At 63.7% G+C, this 24,529-nt stretch carries 27 protein-coding genes; 23 read left to right on the top strand and 4 right to left on the bottom strand.

Annotated features, from left to right (window positions below; all coding sequences use genetic code 11):
* Positions 1 to 854, bottom strand: an 854-nt coding sequence (locus SX1_RS18915) for a DUF8535 domain-containing protein (RefSeq protein WP_026149941.1), incomplete at its 3' end; no start/stop codon positions are given.
* 110 nt (positions 855 to 964) lie between these two features.
* Here SX1_RS18915 and SX1_RS18910 point away from each other — a divergent pair.
* Positions 965 to 1,924, top strand: coding sequence for a lytic transglycosylase domain-containing protein (locus tag SX1_RS18910; RefSeq protein ID WP_019054298.1), 960 nt, complete (start codon positions 965 to 967; stop codon positions 1,922 to 1,924).
* Between the two features lie 55 nt (positions 1,925 to 1,979).
* On the opposite strand, the gene SX1_RS18905 is transcribed toward SX1_RS18910, so the two are convergent.
* Together SX1_RS18905 and SX1_RS23005 are read right to left on the bottom strand one after the other, a co-directional pair.
* Complete coding sequence (locus SX1_RS18905; protein ID WP_157410293.1) at positions 1,980 to 2,414, bottom strand: helix-turn-helix domain-containing protein; 435 nt, start codon at positions 2,412 to 2,414, stop codon at positions 1,980 to 1,982.
* A gap of 191 nt (positions 2,415 to 2,605) precedes the next feature.
* On the bottom strand, positions 2,606 to 3,055 hold the full coding sequence (locus tag SX1_RS23005; protein ID WP_019054296.1) for a hypothetical protein: 450 nt from the start codon (positions 3,053 to 3,055) through the stop codon (positions 2,606 to 2,608).
* Positions 3,056 to 3,411: 356 nt separating this feature from the next.
* On the opposite strand from SX1_RS23005, the gene SX1_RS18895 reads away from it, so the two are divergent.
* The 20 genes from SX1_RS18895 to SX1_RS18805 all read left to right on the top strand — a co-directional run bounded on the left by SX1_RS18895 (position 3,412) and on the right by SX1_RS18805 (position 22,784).
* Entirely contained in the window at positions 3,412 to 3,732 is a 321-nt protein-coding gene (locus SX1_RS18895) for a TrbC/VirB2 family protein (protein ID WP_024020808.1), read from the top strand.
* Between the two features lie 61 nt (positions 3,733 to 3,793).
* Positions 3,794 to 4,084 (top strand): type IV conjugative transfer system protein TraL, encoded by a 291-nt coding sequence (traL, locus tag SX1_RS18890; RefSeq protein ID WP_017184781.1) that lies wholly within the window; start codon positions 3,794 to 3,796, stop codon positions 4,082 to 4,084.
* 1 nt (position 4,085) lies between these two features.
* On the top strand, positions 4,086 to 4,667 hold the full coding sequence (locus tag SX1_RS18885) for a type IV conjugative transfer system protein TraE (RefSeq protein WP_019054294.1): 582 nt from the start codon (positions 4,086 to 4,088) through the stop codon (positions 4,665 to 4,667).
* Positions 4,664 to 5,500, top strand: a complete 837-nt coding sequence (locus SX1_RS18880) for a type-F conjugative transfer system secretin TraK (RefSeq protein ID WP_019054293.1) — start codon at positions 4,664 to 4,666, stop codon at positions 5,498 to 5,500. Before SX1_RS18885 ends, SX1_RS18880 begins: the two co-directional genes overlap by 4 nt.
* A gap of 4 nt (positions 5,501 to 5,504) precedes the next feature.
* Positions 5,505 to 6,830: a TraB/VirB10 family protein gene (locus SX1_RS18875; RefSeq protein ID WP_019054292.1), complete on the top strand. Its 1,326-nt coding sequence runs from the start codon at positions 5,505 to 5,507 to the stop codon at positions 6,828 to 6,830.
* A complete protein-coding gene (locus SX1_RS18870; RefSeq protein ID WP_019054291.1) occupies positions 6,817 to 7,692 on the top strand; it encodes a DsbC family protein in 876 nt (291 codons plus the stop codon). The genes SX1_RS18875 and SX1_RS18870 overlap by 14 nt, the downstream gene beginning before the upstream one ends.
* 14 nt (positions 7,693 to 7,706) lie before the next feature.
* Positions 7,707 to 8,699, top strand: a complete 993-nt coding sequence (locus SX1_RS18865; RefSeq protein WP_026149938.1) for a TraV family lipoprotein — start codon at positions 7,707 to 7,709, stop codon at positions 8,697 to 8,699.
* Between the two features lies 1 nt (position 8,700).
* Positions 8,701 to 11,286 (top strand): type IV secretion system protein TraC, encoded by a 2,586-nt coding sequence (gene traC / locus SX1_RS18860; RefSeq protein WP_019054289.1) that lies wholly within the window; start codon positions 8,701 to 8,703, stop codon positions 11,284 to 11,286.
* A gap of 3 nt (positions 11,287 to 11,289) precedes the next feature.
* Positions 11,290 to 11,646, top strand: coding sequence for a hypothetical protein (locus SX1_RS18855; RefSeq protein ID WP_019054288.1), 357 nt, complete (start codon positions 11,290 to 11,292; stop codon positions 11,644 to 11,646).
* A complete protein-coding gene (locus SX1_RS18850) occupies positions 11,639 to 12,319 on the top strand; it encodes a type-F conjugative transfer system protein TrbI (protein WP_026149937.1) in 681 nt (226 codons plus the stop codon). Before SX1_RS18855 ends, SX1_RS18850 begins: the two co-directional genes overlap by 8 nt.
* On the top strand, positions 12,300 to 12,845 hold the full coding sequence (locus SX1_RS18845; RefSeq protein ID WP_019054286.1) for a S26 family signal peptidase: 546 nt from the start codon (positions 12,300 to 12,302) through the stop codon (positions 12,843 to 12,845). Before SX1_RS18850 ends, SX1_RS18845 begins: the two co-directional genes overlap by 20 nt.
* Entirely contained in the window at positions 12,842 to 13,498 is a 657-nt protein-coding gene (traW, locus tag SX1_RS18840; protein WP_019054285.1) for a type-F conjugative transfer system protein TraW, read from the top strand. The genes SX1_RS18845 and traW overlap by 4 nt, the downstream gene beginning before the upstream one ends.
* Positions 13,498 to 13,767 (top strand): hypothetical protein, encoded by a 270-nt coding sequence (locus tag SX1_RS18835; RefSeq protein ID WP_019054284.1) that lies wholly within the window; start codon positions 13,498 to 13,500, stop codon positions 13,765 to 13,767. Before traW ends, SX1_RS18835 begins: the two co-directional genes overlap by 1 nt.
* The gene (gene traU, locus SX1_RS18830; protein ID WP_019054283.1) at positions 13,767 to 14,786 is read left to right on the top strand and encodes a conjugal transfer pilus assembly protein TraU; all 1,020 of its coding nucleotides are present in this window, start codon (positions 13,767 to 13,769) and stop codon (positions 14,784 to 14,786) included. The genes SX1_RS18835 and traU overlap by 1 nt, the downstream gene beginning before the upstream one ends.
* Positions 14,787 to 14,794: 8 nt before the next feature.
* A complete protein-coding gene (trbC, locus tag SX1_RS18825; RefSeq protein ID WP_019054282.1) occupies positions 14,795 to 15,541 on the top strand; it encodes a type-F conjugative transfer system pilin assembly protein TrbC in 747 nt (248 codons plus the stop codon).
* 29 nt (positions 15,542 to 15,570) lie between these two features.
* Positions 15,571 to 17,403, top strand: coding sequence for a conjugal transfer protein TraN (locus SX1_RS18820; RefSeq protein ID WP_019054281.1), 1,833 nt, complete (start codon positions 15,571 to 15,573; stop codon positions 17,401 to 17,403).
* 59 nt (positions 17,404 to 17,462) lie between these two features.
* Positions 17,463 to 17,690 (top strand): hypothetical protein, encoded by a 228-nt coding sequence (locus tag SX1_RS24320; protein ID WP_157410291.1) that lies wholly within the window; start codon positions 17,463 to 17,465, stop codon positions 17,688 to 17,690.
* A complete protein-coding gene (locus tag SX1_RS18815) occupies positions 17,674 to 18,492 on the top strand; it encodes a conjugal transfer protein TraF (protein ID WP_019054280.1) in 819 nt (272 codons plus the stop codon). Before SX1_RS24320 ends, SX1_RS18815 begins: the two co-directional genes overlap by 17 nt.
* 65 nt (positions 18,493 to 18,557) lie before the next feature.
* Positions 18,558 to 19,958 carry a conjugal transfer protein TraH gene (locus SX1_RS18810; RefSeq protein ID WP_026149935.1) on the top strand — a complete coding sequence of 467 codons (1,401 nt, stop codon included), beginning with the start codon at positions 18,558 to 18,560 and terminating at the stop codon, positions 19,956 to 19,958.
* A gap of 15 nt (positions 19,959 to 19,973) precedes the next feature.
* Complete coding sequence (locus SX1_RS18805; RefSeq protein ID WP_019054278.1) at positions 19,974 to 22,784, top strand: conjugal transfer protein TraG N-terminal domain-containing protein; 2,811 nt, start codon at positions 19,974 to 19,976, stop codon at positions 22,782 to 22,784.
* Positions 22,785 to 22,787: 3 nt separating this feature from the next.
* On the opposite strand, the gene SX1_RS18800 is transcribed toward SX1_RS18805, so the two are convergent.
* Positions 22,788 to 22,997, bottom strand: a complete 210-nt coding sequence (locus SX1_RS18800; protein WP_026149934.1) for a hypothetical protein — start codon at positions 22,995 to 22,997, stop codon at positions 22,788 to 22,790.
* 272 nt (positions 22,998 to 23,269) lie between these two features.
* On the opposite strand from SX1_RS18800, the gene SX1_RS18795 reads away from it, so the two are divergent.
* On the top strand, positions 23,270 to 24,043 hold the full coding sequence (locus tag SX1_RS18795) for a type IV toxin-antitoxin system AbiEi family antitoxin (RefSeq protein ID WP_019054276.1): 774 nt from the start codon (positions 23,270 to 23,272) through the stop codon (positions 24,041 to 24,043).
* Positions 24,033 to 24,529: nucleotidyl transferase AbiEii/AbiGii toxin family protein (locus SX1_RS18790; RefSeq protein ID WP_019054275.1), on the top strand; the 497-nt coding region annotated here is incomplete at its 3' end. The genes SX1_RS18795 and SX1_RS18790, both read left to right, overlap by 11 nt.

Raw genomic sequence — 24,529 nt, 5'->3', positions numbered from 1 at the left:
AGATAGGGGCCTTTGATCGTGTTGCCCCGCACGGATGGCGATTGCACACGGTTAGCGAGCACAACCGGGTCGCAGCCCGCCACCTGGATTGTCGATCCACGAAATTCCTGGGCGAAGAGCGCGAGAAAAGCCTGCGGAGCATGCGCGCGCGGCCAGCGCCGCGCAAGTTCGCGCAGGCTCGCATAGACCCGTTTGCTGTGGAGCGCCTGTGCGTGGGTCCAGAAGGCGCGACCAAGCTCCATTCCCGGCGCGATCTCGACCCGCTTGGCCGCCTTGGTCAGACATCGAAACTCATCGCCGATAGAGTGGTCAGGCGCCTCGTGCGAGAGGGGCATCGTGCGATTGAGGCCCGCGATATGGATGAGGCGCCAGAGAAGGCGGGCCAGACGCGGCACGGAGGCTTGGCGGGTTCGATCGTCGCTGCTCTCTTCTTCTGGTCGTTGTGCCAGCTTCTCCGGCGCGGGCCTCAGCACTTCAAAATAACCCGCGGGGGGATCGGCGGGGCTCTCGGGCGTGCGAACCTCGGTGACCCGGTTTGTCGCCTGGTCGCGAAAGAAGGGGCAATCCGGCAGGTGCTCCGGCCGGTTGGGGCTGGTGAGGCGACGGAGGTAGTAGGTTTCCGCCTCTGATAGGAAGGCTGGAGTGAGGATCGGCGGGGCTGCCTCTGGAGCCAGGCAATCGCAGGCGATCCATTTTTCGCCGAGCCGAGCTTGCTGGACGAGCATTATCCCGGCTTCCTCATCATGCCGGGAGCCCTTGCCGACGTACCACCTCACAAGCGCGTCACGAACGGGGGCGGGAAGTGGAATACGACCAGCGCCTCGGCCATCGCTGTGGCGTGCGATCAACCACATTTACCTGCCCCCCGCGAACAGGGAAGCCTGTCTGAAGCGCCCAACGGTGGATTGACAAGCTGGCATCTGCTGATCTTCCCTTTCCTCAGTTCGCAAAAAGGGAGGTCTTTATGCGTGTGTTTCTCCTGGGCTTGGTTGCGGCGAACCTCGTCTGCTCCGCACAAACGCAGGCCGCGCCGAGAACTGCACAGACCGCGCGGAGCGTGCAGCTCATTGCGATGGGGGCGACAGCAAAGCCAGATCCCGGCCCACCGGCTCCGCCAGACGATCAAGCCGTCGGCGGCGCCCCGCCGGCTGATTTCAAGGTGCATGACCTCAGCCGCCGTTGGGTCGAATTCGAGATGGCCAACAGTTTCGCTGGCGAGAATACCGCTCATCCGCCGTTGCAGGACGAGGACCCGTTCGCGCATGTCGGAGTTGCGCAGCCGGCCGTGCATCCAGCAGAGATGCCACCTTATCCAATGTCCTCGATCCCAGTGCCGATCTGGATGCGCGGAGGACCGGTGTTCGCCTCGGCCGCCTCCAGCTACGTGCCGGGCTGCTACGCGCCCGGCTACAGACCCACAGGCTTTCTCGCCTCCGATGCCGAGATCCGGCGGGCGAACTACTACGGCATGATGAGCAATATCGCCTGCCAATACGGCATTCCCGTGGGACTGTTCGACGCGATGATCATCCGGGAAAGCCGCTATCGGCCTGATGCCTTCTCTCCCAAAAGTGCCTTTGGACTGACGCAGCTGATGCCGGGTACGGCGGTCGCGCTTGGCGTCAACCGTTACAGCGTGGAAGAGAATCTGCGCGGTGGCGCAAAATATCTGCGTCAGCAGCTCGACCGCTTCGGCCACTACCATCTCGCGCTCGCCGCCTACAATGCTGGTCCGGGACGGGTTCGGAATGGACTGGTGCCTCGGATCACCGAAACGCAGGCCTATGTGGATAATGTGCTGCTGAACTGGTCTCGTCTGAGCGGCATCAACCGGCCGGTGACGGTCGTTCCACGGGTCCGGGGAGCGCCAGCGAGCGCCGATCAACGCGCATTCGGCCGGACCGCGGCAGTTTCCACTTTCTAAGGAGACGAGGGGTTGACGCGCGCGGCCGGCATTCAGGCCGCTTGCGCGAGATGGCTCAGCGCCAGAGCTCATCGCGCTGGGTGATTACGGTGCGGCGGCCCATGACGAACGCGACCGCCTTGGCGATATCCTCGATCCATCCGTTGCGGAGGATGGCTGCCCATTCGGGCCGCGCTTCGGTGCCATCGAGGCCGTTCATGGTCTCGAGTGTCTGCACCAATTCCTTGCCTAGGTCTTTGACGATATCGCCAACGAGATTGATGACGCTGTCGTAACGCGCCTTATCCGAGGGATCGAGGTCGCGTAACGCTTCGGTGCGCATGAACGCCTTGAGGATATTCGTTCCCAGCGCCAGCAGGATCGCCTCCAGTTCATCGACTGTCATGGAGAGGCGCTTCTGCGGGGTCTGATGAAGAATGCGGCCCAGCCTTGATTTGCTGATGCCGGTTTTCTCGGCCAGGGAACGATGCCGTGTATCGTTCGCGGCCATCAGGTCGCGGATCAGACGAATATAGTCTGGCTCAAACGAACCGACAGACAGCGATTCCGAGGTTTCCGACATGCAGATCCCCACCACACCTTTCCGGTGGATGAAGAGAACATGACAGATTCTTCATTTGCAAGCCTGCTTGGGGCCAAAATGAGCGGCATTCAAATCACTGAGAGCCGGTCACATCTCGCCTAGTGACGCGGGCTGCTCGGCGGAATGGCAATTCTGGCCGGTATCACCCGTTCCAGGTCCATTTTTGCCAGCACCCGCGCCGCTTTCTGTTCGACGACATAGTCGAAGAGCAACACGGAGAGGGCATCGCCGACGGTGAGATCGGCGTCGAGTTCCCTGCTGAGAAGGTCTTTAACGTCATCCAGGCAGTCAGCGCTGGTCTGTGAAATTTGAAGTTCGATGCGGATCTCGCCTTGGGTTGGAATTGCGACCAGATGCTCTTTCAGGGTGGTCATGTCGCGATCTCGGATTCGCGAAAGGCTTCCGATCCGAGCCTCCAGGAGGCGCTCAAGGGTTTGGTAGGACTTTGTCTCGTTGGATCTGAGCCGGAGACTTTCCGTGGTCAGGCGAAAAAGATGCTCGGAAATGTCGAGCGTGCAGCCTGGAATGTCAGCGCCGATCGTGCCCACGTCTTGATTAGCCTCGTATCGAAAGGGCCCGTTGATCGTCGGGCGCTGCGGAGGGTTAATGAAACGATAATGGTTAACATTTTACGAGTCCGCCCTGCGAATCTATCGCCGTTACGTCGCTTTCGCAATTCTGAGGCAGTGTGCCCTAGAGCGCGGGCGAGGCGTCCCAAATCTGGGGCAGTATGGCCTGAAACCGGGGCGCGGTGTCCCGCTAAGGCGATCGCTCGTCAGCTAAGCATACAAAATTTTACGATTCGCAAACGGTCGGATCGACGTTCGGTTGCACAGCCGCGAGCCGATTGGTCACCCTTTGCTTGGGCGCGGTTCCGTCGCGTCTCCAACCGAAGGAAATCCACATGCAGTCTGTCCTCAAAAAGAGCGGACACGCGGAGCTGGCGATCCTCGCCCTCGCCGTGCTTCTGTTCGCATTCCTCTTCTTCGCAGGCCCCGCATTCGCCGGTGCCGACACGACGTTCAACACCGCGCTGACCAAGTTCACCGACTTCCTCGAAGGGTCCGGCGGCAAGATCATCACCGTGCTCAGCCTGGCCGGCGGCATCGTGGCGCTCGCATCGGGCCGGTTCTCGATGGGCCAGATCGCCATTCCGGTCGGTGTCGGTGTGGGCGCCGGTACCGGCATTCCGATCGTCACCTCCACCGTGACCGCAACGATCTGAACCGATCCTAGGCCCCGCGCGGAGTAGCAGCTCCGCCGGGGCGCAAGGAGGGGGTGGTGCAATGGCCGCAGACAAGTACGTCATTCCAACTCATCTCGATGATCCCGAGCTGATCGGGCTGTGGACCCTCGATGAGTTCCTGGCGATGGTTATTCCGTTCGTCTGGGGGATCCTGTCTCAGCACATCCTCATCGGCATGCTTCTTTCGGGTGCGGGCTGGTGGGGTCTCAGAAAAGCTAAGGCGGGCCGGGCGACATCTTGGCTGCTTCACCTGGCCTATTGGCATCTGCCGGCCGGTTTCACCGGTCTCAGAGCCACGCCACCCTCATATCTTCGACTGATGGCGGGGTGATATGGAACTTTCCTACAGCCATACGAACAGCCAGCGTATCCTGCGCCAGCGTAACATCCTGGCCGTCGCTGCGGCCGCGCTTGGCGTGCTCACCCTGCTGCTGTTCACAGTCAGCCTGTCACGCGATCGGGAGGTCGTGCTGCAGCCGGTGCTGCGATCTTCGCTGACAATCAGCTCCGCTGGCGTCAGCCACGAATATCTCGAGATGATCACACGCGACAAGGTCGTGCTGACGCTCGACCGCAGCCCGCAGAATCTCGAATATTGGATGAATGCGGTACTCGATATTGCGAGCCCGCGAACGCAGGGCAAGATCAAGGCCGATCTGCTCAAGATCGTCAGTGAGCAGCGGGGCTCGTCGATTTCGCAGTTTTTCACGATCCAGAAGATGGAGATCGACACCAAGAACCTCCGTTCGGAGGTGACCGGCGAGCTTCACACGATCGTCGGGGACAAGGTCATCTCCAACGAGAACCGCACCTTCCGCTACGACTGGGAATATTCCGGCCTGTCGCTGAAGCTGGTCGGGTTTGGAATGGTGAAGACCGGCGCCGCCAAAGACCAACAGGGGAGCGACCAATGATGCCGGTCTATGCCATCGGGAGTGCCGCCCTCGGCACTGCCTTCCTCACGCGCGTCTATTGCCATGCGAGCCGCTTCATCGGCGCCGGTCTCGTCGCGCTGGCGATCTTCCTGATCGCCGAGCCGGCCTTCGCCGATCAGACGATCATGGCGAGCGACAGCGCCCAGGTCGATTGCACCGCGTCGGCCAAGGATCTCACCCGCATCAGCCTCGTCGAGGACGAATTCGCGAGCGTGTCGAAGATCTCGACCGGCAATCCGCAGGACGACTTCTCGGTCGTCAACGAGCCGGTGCGCGGCGACATCTATCTCTCGGTACCCGATGGCTTCGGGCGTCCCGCGCTCTCCTTCTTCGCGACAAGCAAGCGCGGCTATGTCTACAAGTTCGTCTGCCGCATCAGCGGCGACCAGGCCGCCCAGGTGTTCGTGTCGAACCCGGCGATCGCAAACGAGCGGGCCGCGGAGAACGGTCCCACGAACCAGCTTGGTCCGCAGGATGCGGCGGTCGAACTTGTCCAGGCGATGTACTCCAACGCCGTCGCGGACGGATATGAGATGCGCCAGCGCACTCTTCGCCCGGTCTATGTCGGGACTCTCAAGGTCCAGATGATCGCCGAGTATCGGGGGTCAGAGCTGACCGGCAGGGTTCTCCGGATCGAGAACAAGGGCGACCAGAGCGTCGAGCTCACCGAGAGCATGATCGCTCCATCGAGCGCGCTCGCCGTGTCGATCGCCGACAGCAAGCTGGCGCCGGGCACGGTCACCACGGCCTATCTCGTCTCGCAGAATGGCCCCAGCCCGCTGGCTGGCCAAAACACTCTCACGGGAAGGTGAGGACATGGCTCTTTCCGACATCCTGAACCGCAAGCGCCGCCCGCTCGATGATGGCTCCGAAGAGGGCGTCTCCCCGGTCGCCGGAGACCTTGGCGGCAATGACGCGGTTCGCCGCCGTCAACGCCTGCTCCTGGCCGGCGCTGCGGGCGTGGGTCTCGTCATCTCCTCTTTCTGGATTTTCGGCGGTGACGACAACAAGTCCAAGCTCGCCGATGATAGCGTCAGCGAGGTCAACGTCTCGACCAAGGATCTCGTCAACCGCAATCTCTCCCAGCAGGAGTGGATGGCGCTTTCCGAGAATCGCTTCCAGTCCACCGAGAACCAGCTCAAGTCGATCGACGGTCAGAACCACCGGCTCGAGATGCTGACGGCGCAGGTCGAGGCCCTGAAAGGCCAGAACCAGGCGATGCAGGCCGATGGTCAGCGCGTGCTGTCAGCCTATCAGGCCGAGAACGAACAGCTGCGTCGGCAAGTTGCGGACCGGCGCGCGGCGCAGGCGCCGACGCCAGGGCCCTCAGCGATGTACGGCCCCAATGGACCGCAGGCCTATCAGCGTCCCGACGGACAGGGCAGCGCACAGGGGGCCGCTCCGGTTGCCTCGCCCGCCGAGGTGAAGCTCGTCAATTTCACCACGGCCGACAGCGGAAACGCTTCGCGGGTCGCCAAGGGCAACACTGTCTCCGCCGACAGCGTCAACTATCTGCCGCCCAACAGCTTCGCGCGCGCGAAGGTCATCGTCGGCGTCGATGCCAGCGCCGGGGTCAATAGCCAGAGCGATCCCTTGCCAGTGGTGCTGCGCGTCACGGGCCCGGCGCGCTCGGTCTACCAGAATGGCCGCCTGCTCACGACGAAGATCGAGGGGTGCCTCATCAACGGCGCAGCCCGTGGCGATCTCTCGAGCGAGAAGGTCTACGTCAAGCTCCAGAAGATGACGTGCCCGCAACCCGGGGGCCGCTATGCCGTGTCCGAGGTCAAGGGCTTCATCGCCTTCGGCGGCAAGACGGGCGTGCGCGGCCGAGTGGTCTCGCGCGAAGGATCGCTCGTGACGCAGGCCTTCCTGGCAGGTCTGGCCGGCGGGTTCGGTCGCGGCTTCTCCGCCAACGCCAACTCCGTCTTCCAGGGCACCAATATCACCACCAACGGCCAGCGCCAGAAGCTCTCGACCGGCGACATCCTGGAAGGCGGTTTTGGCGAAGGCGTCGCCCAGACCGGCGACATGGTCTCCAAATATCTGATCGAGCGCGCCGAGCAGTACCAGCCGGTGATCGAGATGCCGACCGGCATCGACGTCGAAATCGTTTTCCTGGAGGGTGTCTATGTCCGCAATTGACCGCATACGCACGCTGGCGCGTCCATCGCGCCTGGTCCTCACCACGCTTCTTGGGCTCAGCGTTGCCGGTATCGCGCTTGCGGCCGACACCAACAGCCCGGAAGATCGGGTCCGGCTGCTGCTGAAGACGCGGTTGCCCAAGACGCCGGTCACCGCGATCGATTGCGGGAAGATCAGTGGCCTGTGCGAAGTCACCGCAGGGGCCAATCTGTTCTACGTGGACACCGGGGCGCGCTTCCTCGTCATCGGGCGTGTCTATGACATGCAGACCCGGCAGGACATCACCGCCGCCCGGCTGCTCGAAATGAACCCCGACATGCTGGTTGGGGCAGCCGCCAAGGCGAATGCCACCGCAAATGCCGGCGGGGACGACGAGTCCGCCCAGCTTGCGGCGGCGACACCGGGCCGCACCGAGAAGCTTGCGCGGCCAGAGGTGCCGCAGAAGCTTTCGCTGGCTGAACTGCCGCGCGAGGGTGCGATCGTTTGGGGCAACCCTTCGGGCCAGACCGTCACGATCTTCACGGACTTTCGCTGCGGCTACTGCCGGGCGCTCACGAGCGTGCTCAAGGACATGAACGTCCGGGTCGTCGAGCGGCCGATCTCGGTGCTCGGAAGCCGCGACGTCGCCGATCGCGTCTACTGCGCGAAGAACCGCGAGGCCGCGCTCCATGCGGCCTATGCTGGCGAGGATCTGAAGGCGGGTCCGTCCTGCGACACGTCGGGTCTCGACGCCAACGAGGCCTTCGCCCACCGCCATGGTCTGAGTGGCACGCCCGTCATCGTTCGCGGCGACGGCGCGGTCATCGAGGGGTTCCGGCCGCGGGCCTTCCTCGAGAACTGGCTCAAGGGAGGGCAGTCGTGAGCCGGCGGCCTGCCATGCAGTCCAGGCACAGGCGGCAGCGCCTTTGTCTCACCGCTGGGCTTGGCTTCACCAGCCTTCTCGCGCTGAGCAGCTGCGCCAGTTTCGGAGGTAATGTGCGCGGGAGTTTCTCCTGCGCGGCGCCGGACGGCATTTGCGCGCCGAGCTCGACGATCGACGATCGGGCGCTTGCACTCATTTCGGCAGACCCTTCGGACGGTGATGCCATGCCCACCGGCAATATACGGCAGCCGATGCGCGGCCGGACCAACCGGGCGCAGGTCGGCCATCCGGCGCGCCTGGCATCGGCGGACGCCGGACGCACCCAGGAGAAGGTCCTGAGGATCGTCTTCCAGCCCTATATCGACGAGCGCGGGCGGCTTCATGAAGCGAGTGCGGTCCATGCGGTGGTCGCGCGCGGCGAATGGCAGCAGCAGGCGCTGACGGAGGTGGCCGTGCCGCCGCGGCGATCTGCCGCCGCACAGGGCTTGACGGAATCGCTGGCTGACGCGGTCGACCGCGTCGACCCGCCGCTGGACAGTTTTGCGCTTTCCGATCCCGACGCCCCGGGTCCGGCGGCGGTGGCAGCCGCGCGGGCGCGCAAGCCCGATGCGGTCCCAGATCCGGTCAGTGCGATCAAGGCGGATGTCCGCGCGCGTCTCGCTCCCAAGGCGCAAGCGGCATCCCGCCCGGGAACGGCGGCGGCTTTGAGCCACACACCGTCGGCTGCCGCCTCGCCGGTGCTCCAACCCCCCTCCGGAGCATCGACGGGCGGCAGTCCCCAGGCGAAGGCATCTCCGACCCCAGCGCCAGTCCCGGCGAGCGGAACCGGCGCCGCCGCCGTTGCCCACGTCAAGGCCGATCCCCGTTACCAGGAGGTCGCGACCGGGGCCGCGAAGGGCGCGCGGGATGCCGCCGCCGCGCAGTCGGGAGTGCAGGCCGCACCCGCCGCGATCGCTCCGACCGTGAAGGCCGCGAACTTCCCCGCTGCCGTCCAGGAGGATAAGTGAGATGGCGGGGGGCGTCTTCGAAAGCCTGCTTGCCGGGATACTTGGCGACGCCAAGCGGCCTGACGCCGAACGGCCGGAACTCGGTGTCCCGATGCTCGCGCACTGGCTGCCCTATCGAAGCTATGATCCCAAAACCGGGATCTTTTACAACAGCGCCTCTCGGGGTTTCGTGATCGAGGCGGCGCCGCTCGTTGGTGCTGATGAGCGGACGGGTGAGATCCTCACGCAATTCCTGTCGGAAGCGATCCCCGCGCCCGGCTGCCTGCAGTTCCACCAATGGATGAGCCCGCGGATCGGCGAGCGTCTCTCGAAATGGTATCTGCCGCGCTATTCGGCACGCGGCGTCTACGAGCGGATGGCCAAGCACCGGGTCGATTTCCTGACCGACGGGGTCTGGAAATCGTTGTCGGCCGATGCGCCCTTTTCGTTGCGCAACCACCGGGTCGCGATCTCCTATTCGACGCCCGAAACCTCGAGCGTCACGACCGAGGAGATCGTGGCGGTCATGGACGGCCTCATCTCGGCGCTGGCGTCGATCAACGTCTCGGCCCGTAAGATGGACCCGCCGGCGCTGATCGCCTGGATCGACGACATCACCTCGCCCACGACCGCGGCCGGCGAGGATGTCGTCAGCTACAATCCGCTTGATCCCATCGCCGACCAGGCCATCCGCCGCGACGTCGAGCTGCATGTCGAGCCCGACCGCATGCTGCTGCGGACCGAGCGCTTCCGCCCCACCGGCAAGACGATCGACGAAGCACCGGAGATCGGCGAGATCCTGCCCGACGTTTTCGACGTCCGCTCCTTTTCGGTCCGCAACCTGCCGGCGCGCTGGGCGCCTTGGGACGTCGCGCGCCTGATCGGCGACATGTTCACCGATAAGCTGCGGATGCCCTGTCCGATCGCGACCAACCTCTGCGTCGAATTTCCCGACCCGATGGCCGCGAGCAACAAGGCGAGCTTCAAGTTCATGCGAACGACGAGCCTCGCCGATTCCAAGTCCTCGCGTTTCCTCCCGCAGCTCAAGGACCAGAGCCAGGAATGGCGCTATGTGAATGACGAAATCCGCCAGGGCCGCAAGCTCGTCCGCGTATTCTTCAGCGTCACTTCCTTCTCGCCCAAGGGCAGGGGCGATGCCAACGAGCGGGTGCTGAAGTCGGTCTACGGGGCTGCGGGCTGGGACCTTCTCGACGATCGATATCTGCAGATCATGGGGCTGCTCTGCGCGATGCCCATGACGATGGCGAATGGGCTTTCGCGCGACCTCGAGCGCATGAAAAGGATGCGCACGTTGCTGACCACGACGGCCGCCAATCTCGCGCCGATCCAGGGTGAGTTTCTGGGGAGCCAGGTTCCGCATCTGATGCTGATCGGGCGGCGCGGCCAGCCCTATTTCTGGAGTCCCTTCGAGAACAAGGCGGGCAACCATAATGTCGCCGTCGTCGGCAAGTCCGGGTCGGGCAAGTCGGTGACGCTCCAGGAACTGTGCGCGTCGCTGTGCGGCGCCGGCGCGCGTGTCGTCGTGATCGACGATGGCCGCTCGTTCGAGCACTCGGCCAAGCTGCAGGGCGGCGCCTTCGTCGAGTTCACCATGTCGTCGGGCTTCTGTCTCAACCCCTTCAGCATGATCGACGAGGAGCTGGCAAGGCAAGACGAGGACTATCTGCTCGACTGCATGGCGATGCTGAAGGCCATCGTGAACCAGATGGCACGTCACATCGACCGGCTGAACGACACCGAGCGGGGCCTGATCGACGGCGCGGTCAATGCGGTCTGGGAAGAGAAGGGAAGGGCCGGTTCGATCGACGATGTGATCGCCGCGCTCGATGCGACCGGCAACCACCAGGCGAGCGACCTCGGCATCGCCATGCGGCCGTTCTCAAGCGGAGGCACCTATGGCCGCTTCTTCCAGGGCGAGGTGTCGTTCGAACTGTCGGCGCAGCTCACCGTCTTCGAGCTTTCGGACCTGTCGTCGCGCGAGGAACTGAGGAGCGTGGTCCTAACCGCGATCATGTTCATGTCGCAGCAGATGATGCGCAAGATCGATCGTTCGATCCCCAAGGCGCTGCTGCTCGACGAAGCGTGGCAGATGCTGCGCGGCGGCGCGATGGCCGACTTCATCGAAACCTATGCGCGCACCTGCCGCAAATATGGCGCCTCGCTGGTGACGGCGACCCAGTCGCTCAACGACTATTACAAATCGGCCGGCTCCGTTGCCGCGCTCGAGAATTCCGATTGGTTCGTGATCCTCCAGCAAAAGCCGGAGACGATCGCGGATTTCAAGAAGCACGACCGCTTCGAGATGGACGATTACACCGACGCGCTGCTGCGCTCGCTCAAGATCAACGGCCGCGAATATTCGGATATCCTGATCAAGGGCCCCGAGACGCTGGCCGTCGGGCGTCTGGTGCTCGATCCCTTCTCGGCCACGGTCTATTCGTCCAGTCCCGCCGTCTACGCCGCGATCGAGGATCTGGTCGCGCAGGGCCTCAGCATGGACGAGGCGATCGAGCGGATCGCCTTCCCCGACAATCCCGAGAAATGGGCCTCGCACGGCGATGCCGAGCTCGCGCAGGCGGCGGAGTGAGCAATGGCCACCAAGAGCCCACAGACTAAGGTCAGGACGCGCAGCCATCCCTGGGTCGACACGCGCGCCCTGCTTTACTTTGGACTACATTTTGCGGGATTCCTGGCCTCGACCCTGCTGATGACCTGGGGTCTCTTCGCTCTGTTCTTTCTCGCGCTCGGCGGCTTCTCGCTCGACGGGCTGATGAACCAGCTCAACAACCTGACCACCCGCTACGTCATCGCGACGCCGCCCCGCGTCGCGTCCTTCAAGACAGTCTTCGCCGTGGCCCATGTCATCCTCTCTGCAGGGCTCATCGTCCTGCGGCGCGGCAGGATCATGCCCCCGGCCCGGACGCAGGGAGATCCCCGCCATGGCTGAGCAACCCGAACTCGATCTTCCCGCGCCGCCGGCGGCCCCTCTCGAGCCGGCAAGGGCGCCACGACGGACTTACTTCGCCGGCTATAGCCGGATGCAAATCCTTGGCGGACTGATCCTCCTGGCTGCAGCCATCTGGGGCATGTGGGTGACGAAGACGCTCGTCACGCCGAAGCAGGATCATATCGTCTCGGCCCGTCTGTCATCGATTGTCGGCGAATATGTGCAGGCCCTGGCGCGCTCGGCATCGCCACCGGCGCAGGTCGAAGCCGAGATGCGCACCTTCATGGCGTCGCTCGACAAGGAACTGCAAAGGCGCAGCGCCGGCGGCCAGATCGTCCTCGTCGGGGAGGCCGTGCTGACGAAGAACGTGCCGGACATCACCGACAGCCTGAAGAATGCGGTCTATGCTTCGGGCGTGCCACGGCCTCGTCAGGCGTCGGCCGAGGAGCTCCAGCAGCTCGAACAGCAGGCAATGGCGGCCGCTCAGCCGCAAGTCGTTCCCCAGGCACAGATCGCCGGGCAGTTGCCGGGGGCTTCTGTGCCGATCGATCCGATGCTGGCGGCGCAGGGCATGCAAACCGGGCCCATGCAACAGCAGGCTGCGCCGCAATATGCCCCGCCGGCGGCGCAGGTGTCCACCTTCGGAGGTCCCGATGGCAGCGGCGGCCAGTAAACCCGCTGCCGCGCCGGCTCCAGCCTGGCGGCCGCGGATGCGGCTGTGGCAGCTCTTCGGCCTTTTCGTCGCGGGCAGCATCGTCCTGAGCGCGATCGCCGAGTGGCGCAGCGACCATCTCCTGCTGATCAATACGACGGACTCGCTGCCGAACTGGGCCTTCCTGATTCAGCGCCACAAGCTGCCGGCGCGCGGCGACTATCTGTTCTTCGACCCGCCGCAGAGCGCGCTTCTGCGCCGCCATTTCGGCGCGAAGCCCCGGATGTTCGGCAAGATCGTCTACGGCATGCCGGGCGACACTATCAGCCATGCCGGTAGCGAGGTCGCCGTGAACGGCCGCACGGTTGCGCGGATGAAGCCGCTCACGCGGTTCGGCGAGCCGCTGACCCCGGGCGCGACCGGGGTCGTGCCACCGGGATGCTATTTCGCGGCGACGCCGCACAAGGATGGCTTTGACAGCCGCTATGCCGAGATCGGCTTCGTCTGCGCGCGCCAGGTCATCGGAACCGGGGAGCCCATCCTATGAGGATGCTCGTTACAGGCGGCCTCGCCGTCGCCGCGACGGTCGGAGCGCTCGTCGTCATAGGCCCGATGCGATCGGAAGCGAAGGATTACGGCCAGGCGGCGCAGACCTTCCCGGTGATCGAGCCTGATCTGCTCTCGACGATCGAGAACCGCCTGAAGCGCGCGGAGGCGAGCGGCGAGCTCGCGCGCACGAACGAGATGTTTGCCAAGCGCGTCGAGGCCAAGGTCCGGCGGCCCGATCCCGTGTCGGGCATCACGCCCGCGCGCACCGCCCGAAGCTGGGACTTCGATCCCTCGATCACGATGGAACGCGACATTCGCGACCAGAAGGGCAATCTGATCGCCGCCAAGGGCCAGCGGATCAACCCGCTCGATCTCGTCACGATCCGGCAGGACCTGGTCTTCATCGACGGCGACGACGCCGACCAGCTTTCCTGGGCCACGGCCCGCTATTCCGACATCAAGGCCAAGATCATCTTTGTGAATGGCTCGCCGATCGAGCAGATGACCGCGAAGAAACGGCGCTTCTACTTCGACCAGGAAGGCAAGCTCACCTCGCGCTTCGGCATCGAGCACACGCCTGCGGTCGTTGCCCAAGCTGGCAAGGTGATGAAGGTCACAGAGGTCGTCCTCAGGACGGGAGGCCCCAGCTGATGCCGCTGTGGCTCGACATGCTCCGCACGCCGATGGCGGCGCCTGAGACGGCCGATCTTCGGCGGCTGCGACGGATCTGGCAGCTTCTCTGCCTCCTGTTGGGCGTCAGCGTCCTTGCCCTGCAGCCCTTGCTGCGCCTGATCGGCCGGGCGGCGCCCTGCGCGATCGCCGCGCTGCTCATCGCGGCGGTGTTGACCACCGCGCTCTACCTCGCGCGCAAGCACCGCGCCGACTCCGCTTTTCTCGACGCTGCCGGGGAGGATCAGTGATGCGCGCCGTTCGATCCGCTGTGCGGCTCTTCGTGATGATGATCGCGGCCTTCGTCCTCGCGCCGAGCGCCGAGGCGGCCGGACCGACCTGTCACGGGAAATTCGTTAATCCGATCACCGATGTGTGCTGGTCCTGCCTGTTTCCGCTGTCGGTGGGCGGCCTCAAGATCTGGCCGAGCAGCCGGCCCGATACCTCCAATCCGGCGTCGCCCATCTGCCTGTGCGGCAGTCCCATTCCGCGGATCGGGATTGCGGTCGGCTTCTGGGAGCCCGCGCGCCTCGCCGACGTCACGATGAAGCCCTGGTGTTTCCCGAACCTGGGCGGCATGCGCATCGCGCCGGGTTTCGACATCGGACAGGGCTATTTGACGGGCCCCTCCATGGTCGGCGGCCGATCCCAGAGTACCGCGAAGTGGCACGTCCACTGGTATGTCTACCCGCTGCTCTACTGGATGGAGATACTCACCGACTTCGTCTGCTTCGAGCAGGCGAGCTTCGACATCGCCTATATGACCGAGATCGATCCGCTCTGGCAGGACGACTCGCTGACGGCGCTGATCAACCCGGAGGCGATCGTCTTCGCCAATCCGATCGCGCAGGTCGCCTGCGCCGGCGACTGCATCGCCGGCACCGTCCATCTCCCACTCGACCCGCTGTTCTGGTGCGCGGGCTGCCAGGGCAGCATGTATCCGCTGAACGGCAACGTCCCGTCTTCGATCGGTCATGTGCAGTCCTCGCGGCTCGCGCTGTCGCGCTTCGCCTACAAGATGCACCGCGAGGCGCTGGCCTGGGGCACGATGGGCTCGGCCGGGCTCTGCAAGAAGTACCTGATGCCGATCATGCGGAAGCAGCAGTACCGCTTCCAGATGGTCAACCCGATCCCGACGGTGAGTGGCCGCTTCGCCTGCTCCGCGATCGGGGCATCCACCATGCCGCCTGACGCAGGCCGCGCCTATCCCGCCGGCGGCGAGGACATGGGCTACCTTGTCTGGCGCAAGCGCAACTGCTGCGTCCTTTAGGAGGAACGATGCGCACCTATCTCTGGGTTCCGGCCGCCATTCTCACCATAGCCGGCATGTCGGCGCTGTTGGCGCAGAACGTCGACGGGATCGACATTCAGGCGATCAAGCAGCGCTCGGCCGATCTCCAGGCCGATGCCGAGGCCTTCGTCAACCAGGTGAAGGACCGGGGCGATGCCTTCCGCGAGGATGCGGCGCAGTCTCGCGACGGCGGAATGGCGAACATGCAGCGGGTCGCGAAGAGCGAACTGCCCAAGGGTCCGGCCGGGCCCGTCGACTTCGATGAGATCGTCGCCGGCGCTGCCTCGAACGCGACAGCGGGCAAGGGCGAGGCGCCCCAGCTCATCGTCTTTGCCAGCCTCTCGATGCCGCCCCAGTCTTTGAAGAAGCTGATCGCCGATACCGCCAAGGCCGGCGGCGTGGTTGTCTTCCGCGGATTCCCGAACAATTCGATGAAGGAGTTCGCCACGAGCCTCGGCAAGATCGTCGACCGGCAGGACGATTTCGCCAATGTCGGCATCGATCCGCGCCTCTTCCGCGCGTTCGACGTACAGGCCGTGCCGACCTATGTCGCGGTCTCGTCCGATTTCGACCTGTGCGCCGGATTTTCCTGCCAGACGAAGGTGCCGCCTTATGACCGGCTCGTCGGCAACGTCTCGGTCGAATATGCGCTCGAGCAGTTCGCCGACGGCAATGGTCCCGGTGCGCGGATCGCGGCTGTCGGCCTTTCCAACATGCGCAAGACTGCCCCGTGAGGCGCGCTCTTGCCTCTTCTGTGCTGTTCATGGCGCTGGCGATGGGATCGCCGGCATTGGGGCAGATGACACTCGATGAGGCACGGCAGCAAGGCAAGGCGCTCGGCACCGAGAAGCGGAACGACTCCACGCTGGTGCCTTCGAACGATGCACAGGCGGCCGCCGTGCCGGGCTATTCGGGCACGAACCTGCCGGAGGGCTCCTATTTCGACGATCCGGAGAGGCTGGAAGCGGCGGCCCAGTCGGCCAAGTCGTCGAACGAGCAATATCGCATCACCACCGACGCCGATCGCACCCGAGCGACCTTCAGCAATTCCGAGATCCTCTCGACGACGGCCCGCGCGACTTCGGTGGAGAATGACCCATCGACCTATCTCGCCGGCGAGTCGATGGGAGGAACCAAAGGCACCTGCGTGCCCTTGCCGCCCGCGACCGGCAGCGCGGGATATTACGAGGCGAGCTGCAACGCCGGCAGCAAGGTCACGACGGAGGCGCGAACCTGCAACGTCACCCTCGATGTTCGTGCCGAGCCGCGGACAGTCTACACCTATTATACGGGCCGGTTGAGCTTCCTGCCGACCGATGGTGGCCCTTATCCCGCGCGCGCCGCGTTCGACGACGAGATTGCATCGGGCGTTTGCTGGGAAAGCCGGGTCATCGACTATTGCGACAATATGAGCGCCTATGGGTACACTGCGGCGCCCAACTGCAAGAGCCTTGGCCATACCGCCGTCGAGGTCAAATGTACGGCGGAGGCCCAGGGGATCACGCCGGGCGAATACCATCCAGGCTATGTGCTCTCGACCGGCAATTATTGGCTGACCAAGCAGGACGAGCCGGCGGTGCCGGTGGTGACGCGCAACGAAGGTCTGTGTGCCGCGAATGCTGCCGACGCGAACTGCACGCTCGAGACCGAGGTCTGCACTTCCAGCGATCCGGTGACCAGGATCGTCAATGGCGTTCCCGTCACCCAGCCCTGCTGGGCATGGGAGCGCACCTATCAGTGTCATCGCATTTCATCGGCCAACGACTGCGGCGACCTCGAGGCAAACGGCAGCTGCACGTACCTTCGGACCGAATGCCTGGACGAGGAACCCGACGGGGGTCCCTGCAAGGTCGAGAACCGGGTCTACAAATGCCCGACGCCGTCAGGCGGCCCGAGCGATGCGCCCCAATATATCTGTGGCGACGACGTCTACTGCATCAACGGTGACTGTGAACCGATCGTTCGAGAGGCGTCCACCGAGTTCAAGGATGCGCTGGTTGCTCTCCATTCGATCGACCAGGCCGGCAAGGAGTTCGATGAGACCAATTTCACGGTCTTCAAGGGCAGCCGCGAGACCTGCCACAAGCCGGTCTTCGGTCTGATCAACTGCTGCGCGGGCAAGACGTCGGGTCTTCTCACCGTCGGTGCCGGTGCCGCGGCGCTGGCGGGAGGACCGGCCGCGATCGCCGCGCTGGCGACGCCCTTCCTGACCTTGTTCGCCTGCTCACAGGACGAGATGAAGCTCGACATCAAGGACCGCATGGGCCTCTGCCACAATCTCGGCACCTATTGCTCGTCGAGCTTCCTCGGCATCTGCAGCACGAGGCGAACGGCCTATTGCTGTTTCGAAAGCAAGCTCAGCCGGGTTCTTCAGGAGCAGGGCCGCCCTCAACTGGGCAAGTCATGGGGCTCCGCCAAGAAGGAGCAATGCCTCGGCTTCACGATCGATGAGTTTTCCCGTCTCGACCTGTCGGTGATGGATTTCACCGAGGTCTACGCGGACTTCATGGATGCGGCCAAGCTGCCTGATGAAGTCCAGACCATGACCGAAATCCAGCAGAAAATTCAGAATTACTACGACCTTCACGGCAAGTGAGATGGGCGAAACCATCTCCTTGCCGCCGAGCCGCAGCACCTGCCCAAGGACATAGGACCATGCCGTTCTTCATCATCGAGCTGCCCGCCCTTCTTGCATCGCTCACGGTGCCGACCCCGGCAGCGGCGCAACCCCATCGCTGCGGCACCCCTATAGCCAGCGTGGCCGATTGCTGCGTCCACTTCTCGGCCTGGGACGGCGGGCCAGCCTCCACACCACCTACCCATTCTTCCGCGCATTCTGCCTCAGCCGCTGAAAGGACGATGAGCGATGTCGATGATCGCTAGACTCTCGATGCTGGTCGCCCTGGGCGTTGGCCTGGCGTCGCCGCTCATGGCGCAGGACGCGTCGCCGCCGTCCGATACGATCGAGCAGAGCCGGCCTGACGACTTCTACTGCGGCGAGCGAAAACTCGGCCAATGGTTCTATTGCGACAAGCCGAAAGCCGTGCCGCGGGAAGCGCCGGCTGCACCGCCACAGCAGAGCGCCGTCGACCGCATGGCGGCGATCACCAAGCATCTCGACGAACTGAAGGCGAAGGCGATCCTTGAACCGTCGGAGGAGAATGTCATCGCTTATGTCCGCTTCCAGCGCGAGCAGCTCGACCGGGCGTCGACCTTCTCCGACGTCTGGCAGCGCGCGCTGTGGCAGAATCCCGACATCGACTACACGCTGCAAAGGCCGGTCTCGACGGTCGGCAAGCGCGCCTGGCTCGATAACCGGAAGGCCGATCGTGACGCGGTCCTCACCAATCTGGGTCAGCGTTACGGGCTGTTCTATTTCTACGCTCAGAGCTGCGGCGCCTGCGAGCTGTTCGCGCCGATCCTGCGCTCGGTGACCGACAGCCATCGCATGGCGGTGATGGCGGTGTCGATGGACGGCGGGCCGAGCCGGGAATTCCCGAATTATGTCGTCGACTCTGGGCAGCGCGCCCGGATGGGTGTGCCGGGCAACGAAACGCCGGCGCTCGTCCTGTTCGATACCGTGACGAAGCGCACGATTCCGATCGGCTACGGCATTCTCAGTGCGGATGAGATCATGGACCGGATCTTCACGCTCACGAACACCAAGGTTGGGAGCGATTACTGATGGCACAGCATCGTGGCAAAGGGCGTGCGCGCCGCTTCTTCCGCTCAGCGGGCGCCTCCATGGCGATGGTCGCCGCGCTCAATTTCGCGATTGTTGGCGTGGCGCGCGCCGATGTCGCCTCCGAGATGAACAATTTCTTCTCGGACGCGGGCGGCGCTGCCAATGTCACGGGTCCGTCGGCCTATCAGGGGCAGTCGGCAGGCTACTATTCGCTCGGCAATGTCTGGACGCGTTTCCCGCAGAAGAGCGTGCAACCGTTCAATCTCCAGCTTCCCAGCGCCCGGGCCGGCTGCGGGGGCATCGACCTCTTCTCGGGCAGCTTCTCGTTCATCAACGCCTCCGAAATCGTGGCTATGCTCAAAGCGACGGCCAACAATGCTCTCGGGTTCGCGTTCAAGCTCGCGATCGATTCCGTTTCGCCGGAGATCGGGAAGGTGATGGATGAGTTCAGCCAGAAGGCGCAGCTTCTGAACCAGATGAATATCTCTAGCTGCGAGACCGCGCAGGCTCTGGTCGGCGGAATCTGGCCGCAGATGGATTCGACGCGGGCGACGATCTGCGAGGCCGTGGGCAACAGCCAGGGCGTGTTCTCCGACTGGGCCGCCTCCCGCCAAGGCTGCAATAACGGCAACCGGCGCGATTCCACCATCGCGGGCAATACCGACGCATCGATGAAGGATCAGCTGGTCGGTGAGCCGCACAACTACACCTGGGAGGCGCTCAGAAAATCGGCCAAGTTTGGGGCGTTCGATCAGTCCTTCTCCGAATATGTGATGACACTGGTGGGCACGGTCGTGACCACGCCTTCGACCGATCCGAGCGTCGGCGGCAAGGTCGTGATGTTCGGTCCGGCCGAAGAGGCGGTGGTGACGGCGCTGCTCGACGGGACGGCGGACGCGCCGCCGGTCAAGATGCTCAAATGCAACGACGAGAATTGCTACGACGTCGGCGAGCAGACGCTGTCGGTCCCTGCGTCCTCGGCGTTGCGCCCGCGCATTGCGACGATGATCAAGTCGATGAGCGACAAGATCCGCTCCGACACGCCGCTCAACGCGGCCGAAAAGCAGCTGCTGAATCTGGCGACGGTGCCGATCTACAAAATCCTCGCCGTGCAGGCCTATGCGCATTATGCGCTGACCGACGGCGAGATCCAGACGCTGTCCGAGATCGTCGCGGTCGATCTCCTGTCCGCCATGCTCGACAATATGCTGGACCGGGTCGAGCAGGCGAAGGTCCACTACCAGACCTTCGACCAGGAAACCGCGACGCAGTGGAAACAGCAGATCGCGGCCACGCGCGCGAAGTTCAGCCAGCGCGATGTGCGGCTGAACAACAAGCTGCAGGTGACGATGCAGATCATCAACCGCAGCATCATGCTCGAGTCCACCCTGCAGAACTCGATGACGCCGGGCATGGCCTCCGCGCTCAATTTCTCGCGCGGGCTGAATGCGCAGGGGCTGAACTAGGGCGGGAGCGCGGCGATGCTGGAGGTCTTCACGGTCGGGGGCGGCGAATATCTCGTAAACGTGTTCAATGCCGTCGCGGCCTGGTCCGGGGGAGGGGGCTATCGCTCGCTCCTACGGGTGGTGATGGTGATGGGCCTGATCTACTCGCTGCTCGTTGTCGCCTTCACGCTCAACTACAAGGCGTGGATGAATTGGTTCTTGCAGGCGACGGCCATTTACCTTTGCCTGATGGTGCCAACGGTCAGCATCAAGGTGACCGATCGTATCAACCCGAGTCTCGCGCCGGCGACGATCGACAATGTGCCGATGGGTCTGGGCGTGTTGGCGAGCTTCACCACCCAGGTCGGCGACTGGCTCACCCGCACGGCCGAGACCGTGTTCGTGATGCCGAGCGAGCTCAACTACTCGACGAACGGCATGGTCTATGGTGCGCGTCTGTTCGACGCGACGCGCAATTTCGTGGTGAGGGACGCCGAATTCTCGACCAATCTCGAAAGCCACTTCAAGAACTGCGTCTTCGGGGATGTGATGCTCTACCAGAAGTCGCTCACCAATCTCGCCAAAGCGCCTGATCTTTGGGCGGCAATCGGGCCGGGGTCCGAGGCGCGCTCGCAGGAATGGCTCGAGCGGCAGGGCGATGGCACCGTCCAGAACTTCATCGTCACCTGTCGGCAGGCCTATCAGGCACTCGACGCCCAATGGGCGCCGATGATCGAGGCAAACGCCCCGCTGTGGGGCAAGGAGGTCTACCCCAAGCTGAGCAACGCCCTGGCTGCCGACAAGCTCAAGCACGACGTGCCGATCGCGAACACGGCCTTTACCGGATCGGGGAGCAATTTCACCGAAACGATGCGCCAGAACACGGCCATCAACGCCTTCATGCAGGCGCGCAACAGCATGGCCGGCGGGGCCGGCGCCGCGGCAATCGACACCTTTGCGCAAACGAGGGCCGACATTCAGGCCCGCAACACCTACAACTCGATCGCGCAGCAGGCGATGGCCTGGGTGCCGATCCTGAACATCGTGCTGACCGTCGTCTTCTTCGCGATGTTTCCTGTGATTTTCCCGCTGTTCCTCATGCCGCAGACAGGCGTCGGCACGCTCAAGGGCTATGCCATGGGGTTCTTCTATCTGGCGGCATGGGGTCCGCTCTACGTGATCCTGCACATGATCTGCATGACGAGGGCTGAGTCAGCGGCCAACGGCGTGGCCGGGGGAGGGGTGACGCTCGGCAGTTATGCCGGTATCGGCGCGGTCAACGGCGAGACAGCGACGATCGCCGGTTTCATGCTCATGAGCGTGCCGTTCCTGGCGGCCGGTCTTGCGCGGGGGGCGATGTCGATCGCCGGCCAGTCCATGTCGATGCTGGCGCCCGCGCAGAACGCAGCCGAGGCGGCGGCGCTCGAGCAGACTACCGGCAACTATGCCTATGGCAATGTGAGCTGGGCGAACTCGACGTCGAATATGCGCCAAGCCGATCAGTGGACCACAGCACCGAGCTATATGGGCGGCGCGCCCAGCGTGGGATGGCGCCAGGACAATGGCGCCATGATCAACGGGTTCGGCAATGGTCAGGAGGTGTTCGACACCTCCAGTGCGATCTCGCGCCTCGGCTTCACGCCGACGATGACGACGGGATCGGTCGCCGAATGGCGCGAGATGGCCAGCGAAGCGCACCGTCAGGCGCAAGCCTATGAGAATGCTGCGGCCGAGGTACTCACCGCAACCCACGCCAATCGCAGCGCCTTTGGCACATCGACTGAACGGTCTTCCGGTTGGGATTCCAGCAGCGGACGGCAGGCGAACACCTCCGTCGATCAATTCGATCGGCGGACCGGAAGCAGCACACAGGGTCAGGAGGAACGGGACACGATCTCGCAAGGCCAGCGAATATCTCAGGGCCATGATCGCCAGGCGCAGACTAACGATCAGATCATGGGATCGGTCACTGCAAATGTCGGCGGGAACCAAAATGGGGGGCGGGCAGGTGGTCGCGGCGGAGCGTTGGGAAGACTGCCGGGGATTGGCGGCAGCGTATCCAAATCCGGCAGCCAGATCGATGGGCTCCGTTACGGGACGGAGGAAACCCGCGGCAGCGACAGCGCCAATACATCCTCAAGTGGCGTGCGGGACGAACATTCAAGCGGAACCGGTGCGTCGATGTCCGACGGGACATATTCGCGCAGCGGCAGCTTCAGCCGGGCATCGGCCACATCTTCGGCGTCGGCTAGCACTGAAGATTCCCTGGCGCTTGCGAAGTCCTATTCGGAAACGGCCCGCCGCCTTGAGGAGCTTTCCCAGCAGTTGTCGCGTGATGCCAGCTATGCCGAGACGCATGGCATGCAACTCAGCGAAAATCTGAGCCAGGATCTCGCTCAATGGTATCGACGCCAGCAGGTCGAGAATCCTGGGCTTGATGCGCCGGAGCTTTGGGCGACCGACTTGACCGACCAGCAGCGGGTCGTGCGCCAGGAGATGATCACGCGCTGGATGCACGACAAGCAGGACGGCATTCGGGCCGAGATCGAAGGCCGTCTGCACGATCCGGACCTCGTCGACGTAAGCCGGCCGAGCATCTCAAGTGCGGCAGACGTGAGAGGGTCTTACCGGCCACATGGACCTGGGCGTCTGCCCGCGGGCCCCGGCGGGGGCGGCGACGTGGGCGCCGCCGCGATCATCGAGGCGGGCAAGACCGAACTCAGCGGCGATCGGGCTGCTGCGCAGACAATGCGAGGACAGCGCGTTCAGGGCTCCACCGATCTCCAGCAGGAAGTGAACCGCGACCACGATCGTGGGTTCTTCCAAGACCCTAAGCTTCGCGAATAAAGCTTAGAGGAGGTAGAAAATCGCTCCAACGAAGCCGGCCATCAGAAGATACGCAAGCGCGTAGCCGATCATTCCTCCGCGAGTAGGATTGCCGTGCTGATCGGTGAACATCTCGATGTCAGCCAGTTCCTCTTCAACGACACCAAAGACGGGGCCTCCCGGGAGGTCTTTAGTCTGGTTGTATGTGTTGAGATCAAATTTGAGGATGCGCATGGCCATCTCCTGGCAGCGGAGAATAGCCGGTTCGAGCTTTGTTCGCAACGGATTGCAGGGGATTATTGGGAGATTGGCGAGTTTATGAAAAAGCCATAGACTGCCGTAACCTCGCTATAGATCCATGACCGTGGGCTTCGCTGTGAGGCCATCGTCTCGGGACAGAGGGCGTCCGATATCTTGAATTATATGTCCCAAATATATCTCTGACATATTAGTTCATGAAATTCCGAGGGATTGAGGAACCTTGGAATTTATGCCAAAGATAGACCATGAAGGTAGGTCGAACCGATAAATTGAAGTCGTTGCTCGACGCTTGGGAGCCGCACACCGTGGCGACCAGCCCGCATCTCAAGGCGCTTGGGCTGACGGCGCAGGATCTGCAGAACTATACCGCCTCACAATGGCTGGTCTCGCTTGGCCGCGGAGCTTTCAAGCGCCCCATGGAAACCGTGACCTGGCAAGGCGCGCTATACAGCGTTCAATCGCAGCTCAAGCTGCCGGTTCATGTAGGCGCCCTGACGGGCCTCGAGATGACGGGGAACAGCCACTATCTGCGCTTCGGAGAGAGCAAGGCCTATCTCTTCTCTCCGCTGCATGTCGTCCTGCCGGCCTGGTTCCAGACGCATTGGGGGGAAGAAGTTCGGCACATGCAAAGCAAGCTCCTGCCGAATGACCTCGGCCTCACCGAGCAGCGAAGTCCGGAAGGCTATCCACTGACCACGGCGACGCCCGAACGGGCCATCCTGGAGCTGCTGCACCTTGCGCCCAAGGAATTCGATCTCGTCGAGGCCGGCCAGATCGTCGAAGGCATGACGTCGCTTCGCCCCAAGCTCATGCAATCGCTGCTCGAGGCCTGCGCGTCGGTGAAGGTCCGGCGGCTGTTCCTCTATCTTGCGGAGCGAGCGGAACTCGCCGTCATGCGCCATCTGAAGGTGGAGCAGATAGACCTGGGTTCGGGTGATCGCAGCCTTGCGAAAATGGGGCGCTATGTCCCGAAATACCGACTGCTCTTGCCCAAGGAGCTCGTTTCGGGTGGCAACTGAGCAATATCGCGATCAGGTCCGGCTCCTGCTGGACGTCCTGCCGCTGGTCATGGCCGAGCCCGTCTTCGCGCTGAAGGGCGGCACCGCGATCAACCTGTTCGAATGGGATCTTCCACGCCTCTCGGTCGACATCGATCTGACCTACCTACCGATCCACGACCGGGCCCAATCCTTGCGCGCGATCAGTGAGGCTCTCGCCCGGATCAAGGCGGACATCGAACGCCGCCTGCCACCGACCCGCGTGACCCAGACACGCCAGGGCCAGGAAGGGATGGAGGTCAAGCTCAACTGCCAGCGCGGCAAGACCCAGATCAAGGTGGAGGTTAATCCCACCCTGCGCGGCCATCTCCTTCCCCTCCGCGACTTGCCATGTTCGGACCAGGTGCAGGAGAGGTTTGAGGCGTTCGTCGAGGCGCGATGCCTCTCGCACGGTGAGCTTTTCGGCGGAAAGATTTGTGCCGCGCTGGACCGGCAGCATCCGCGGGC

Origin of the sequence: Sphingobium xenophagum NBRC 107872, from assembly GCF_000367345.1 — a bacterium.
Taxonomy (GTDB): domain Bacteria; phylum Pseudomonadota; class Alphaproteobacteria; order Sphingomonadales; family Sphingomonadaceae; genus Sphingobium; species Sphingobium xenophagum.
The sequence above is the reverse complement of the archived record's forward strand: the minus strand, read 5'-3'. Positions and strand labels throughout refer to the sequence as shown.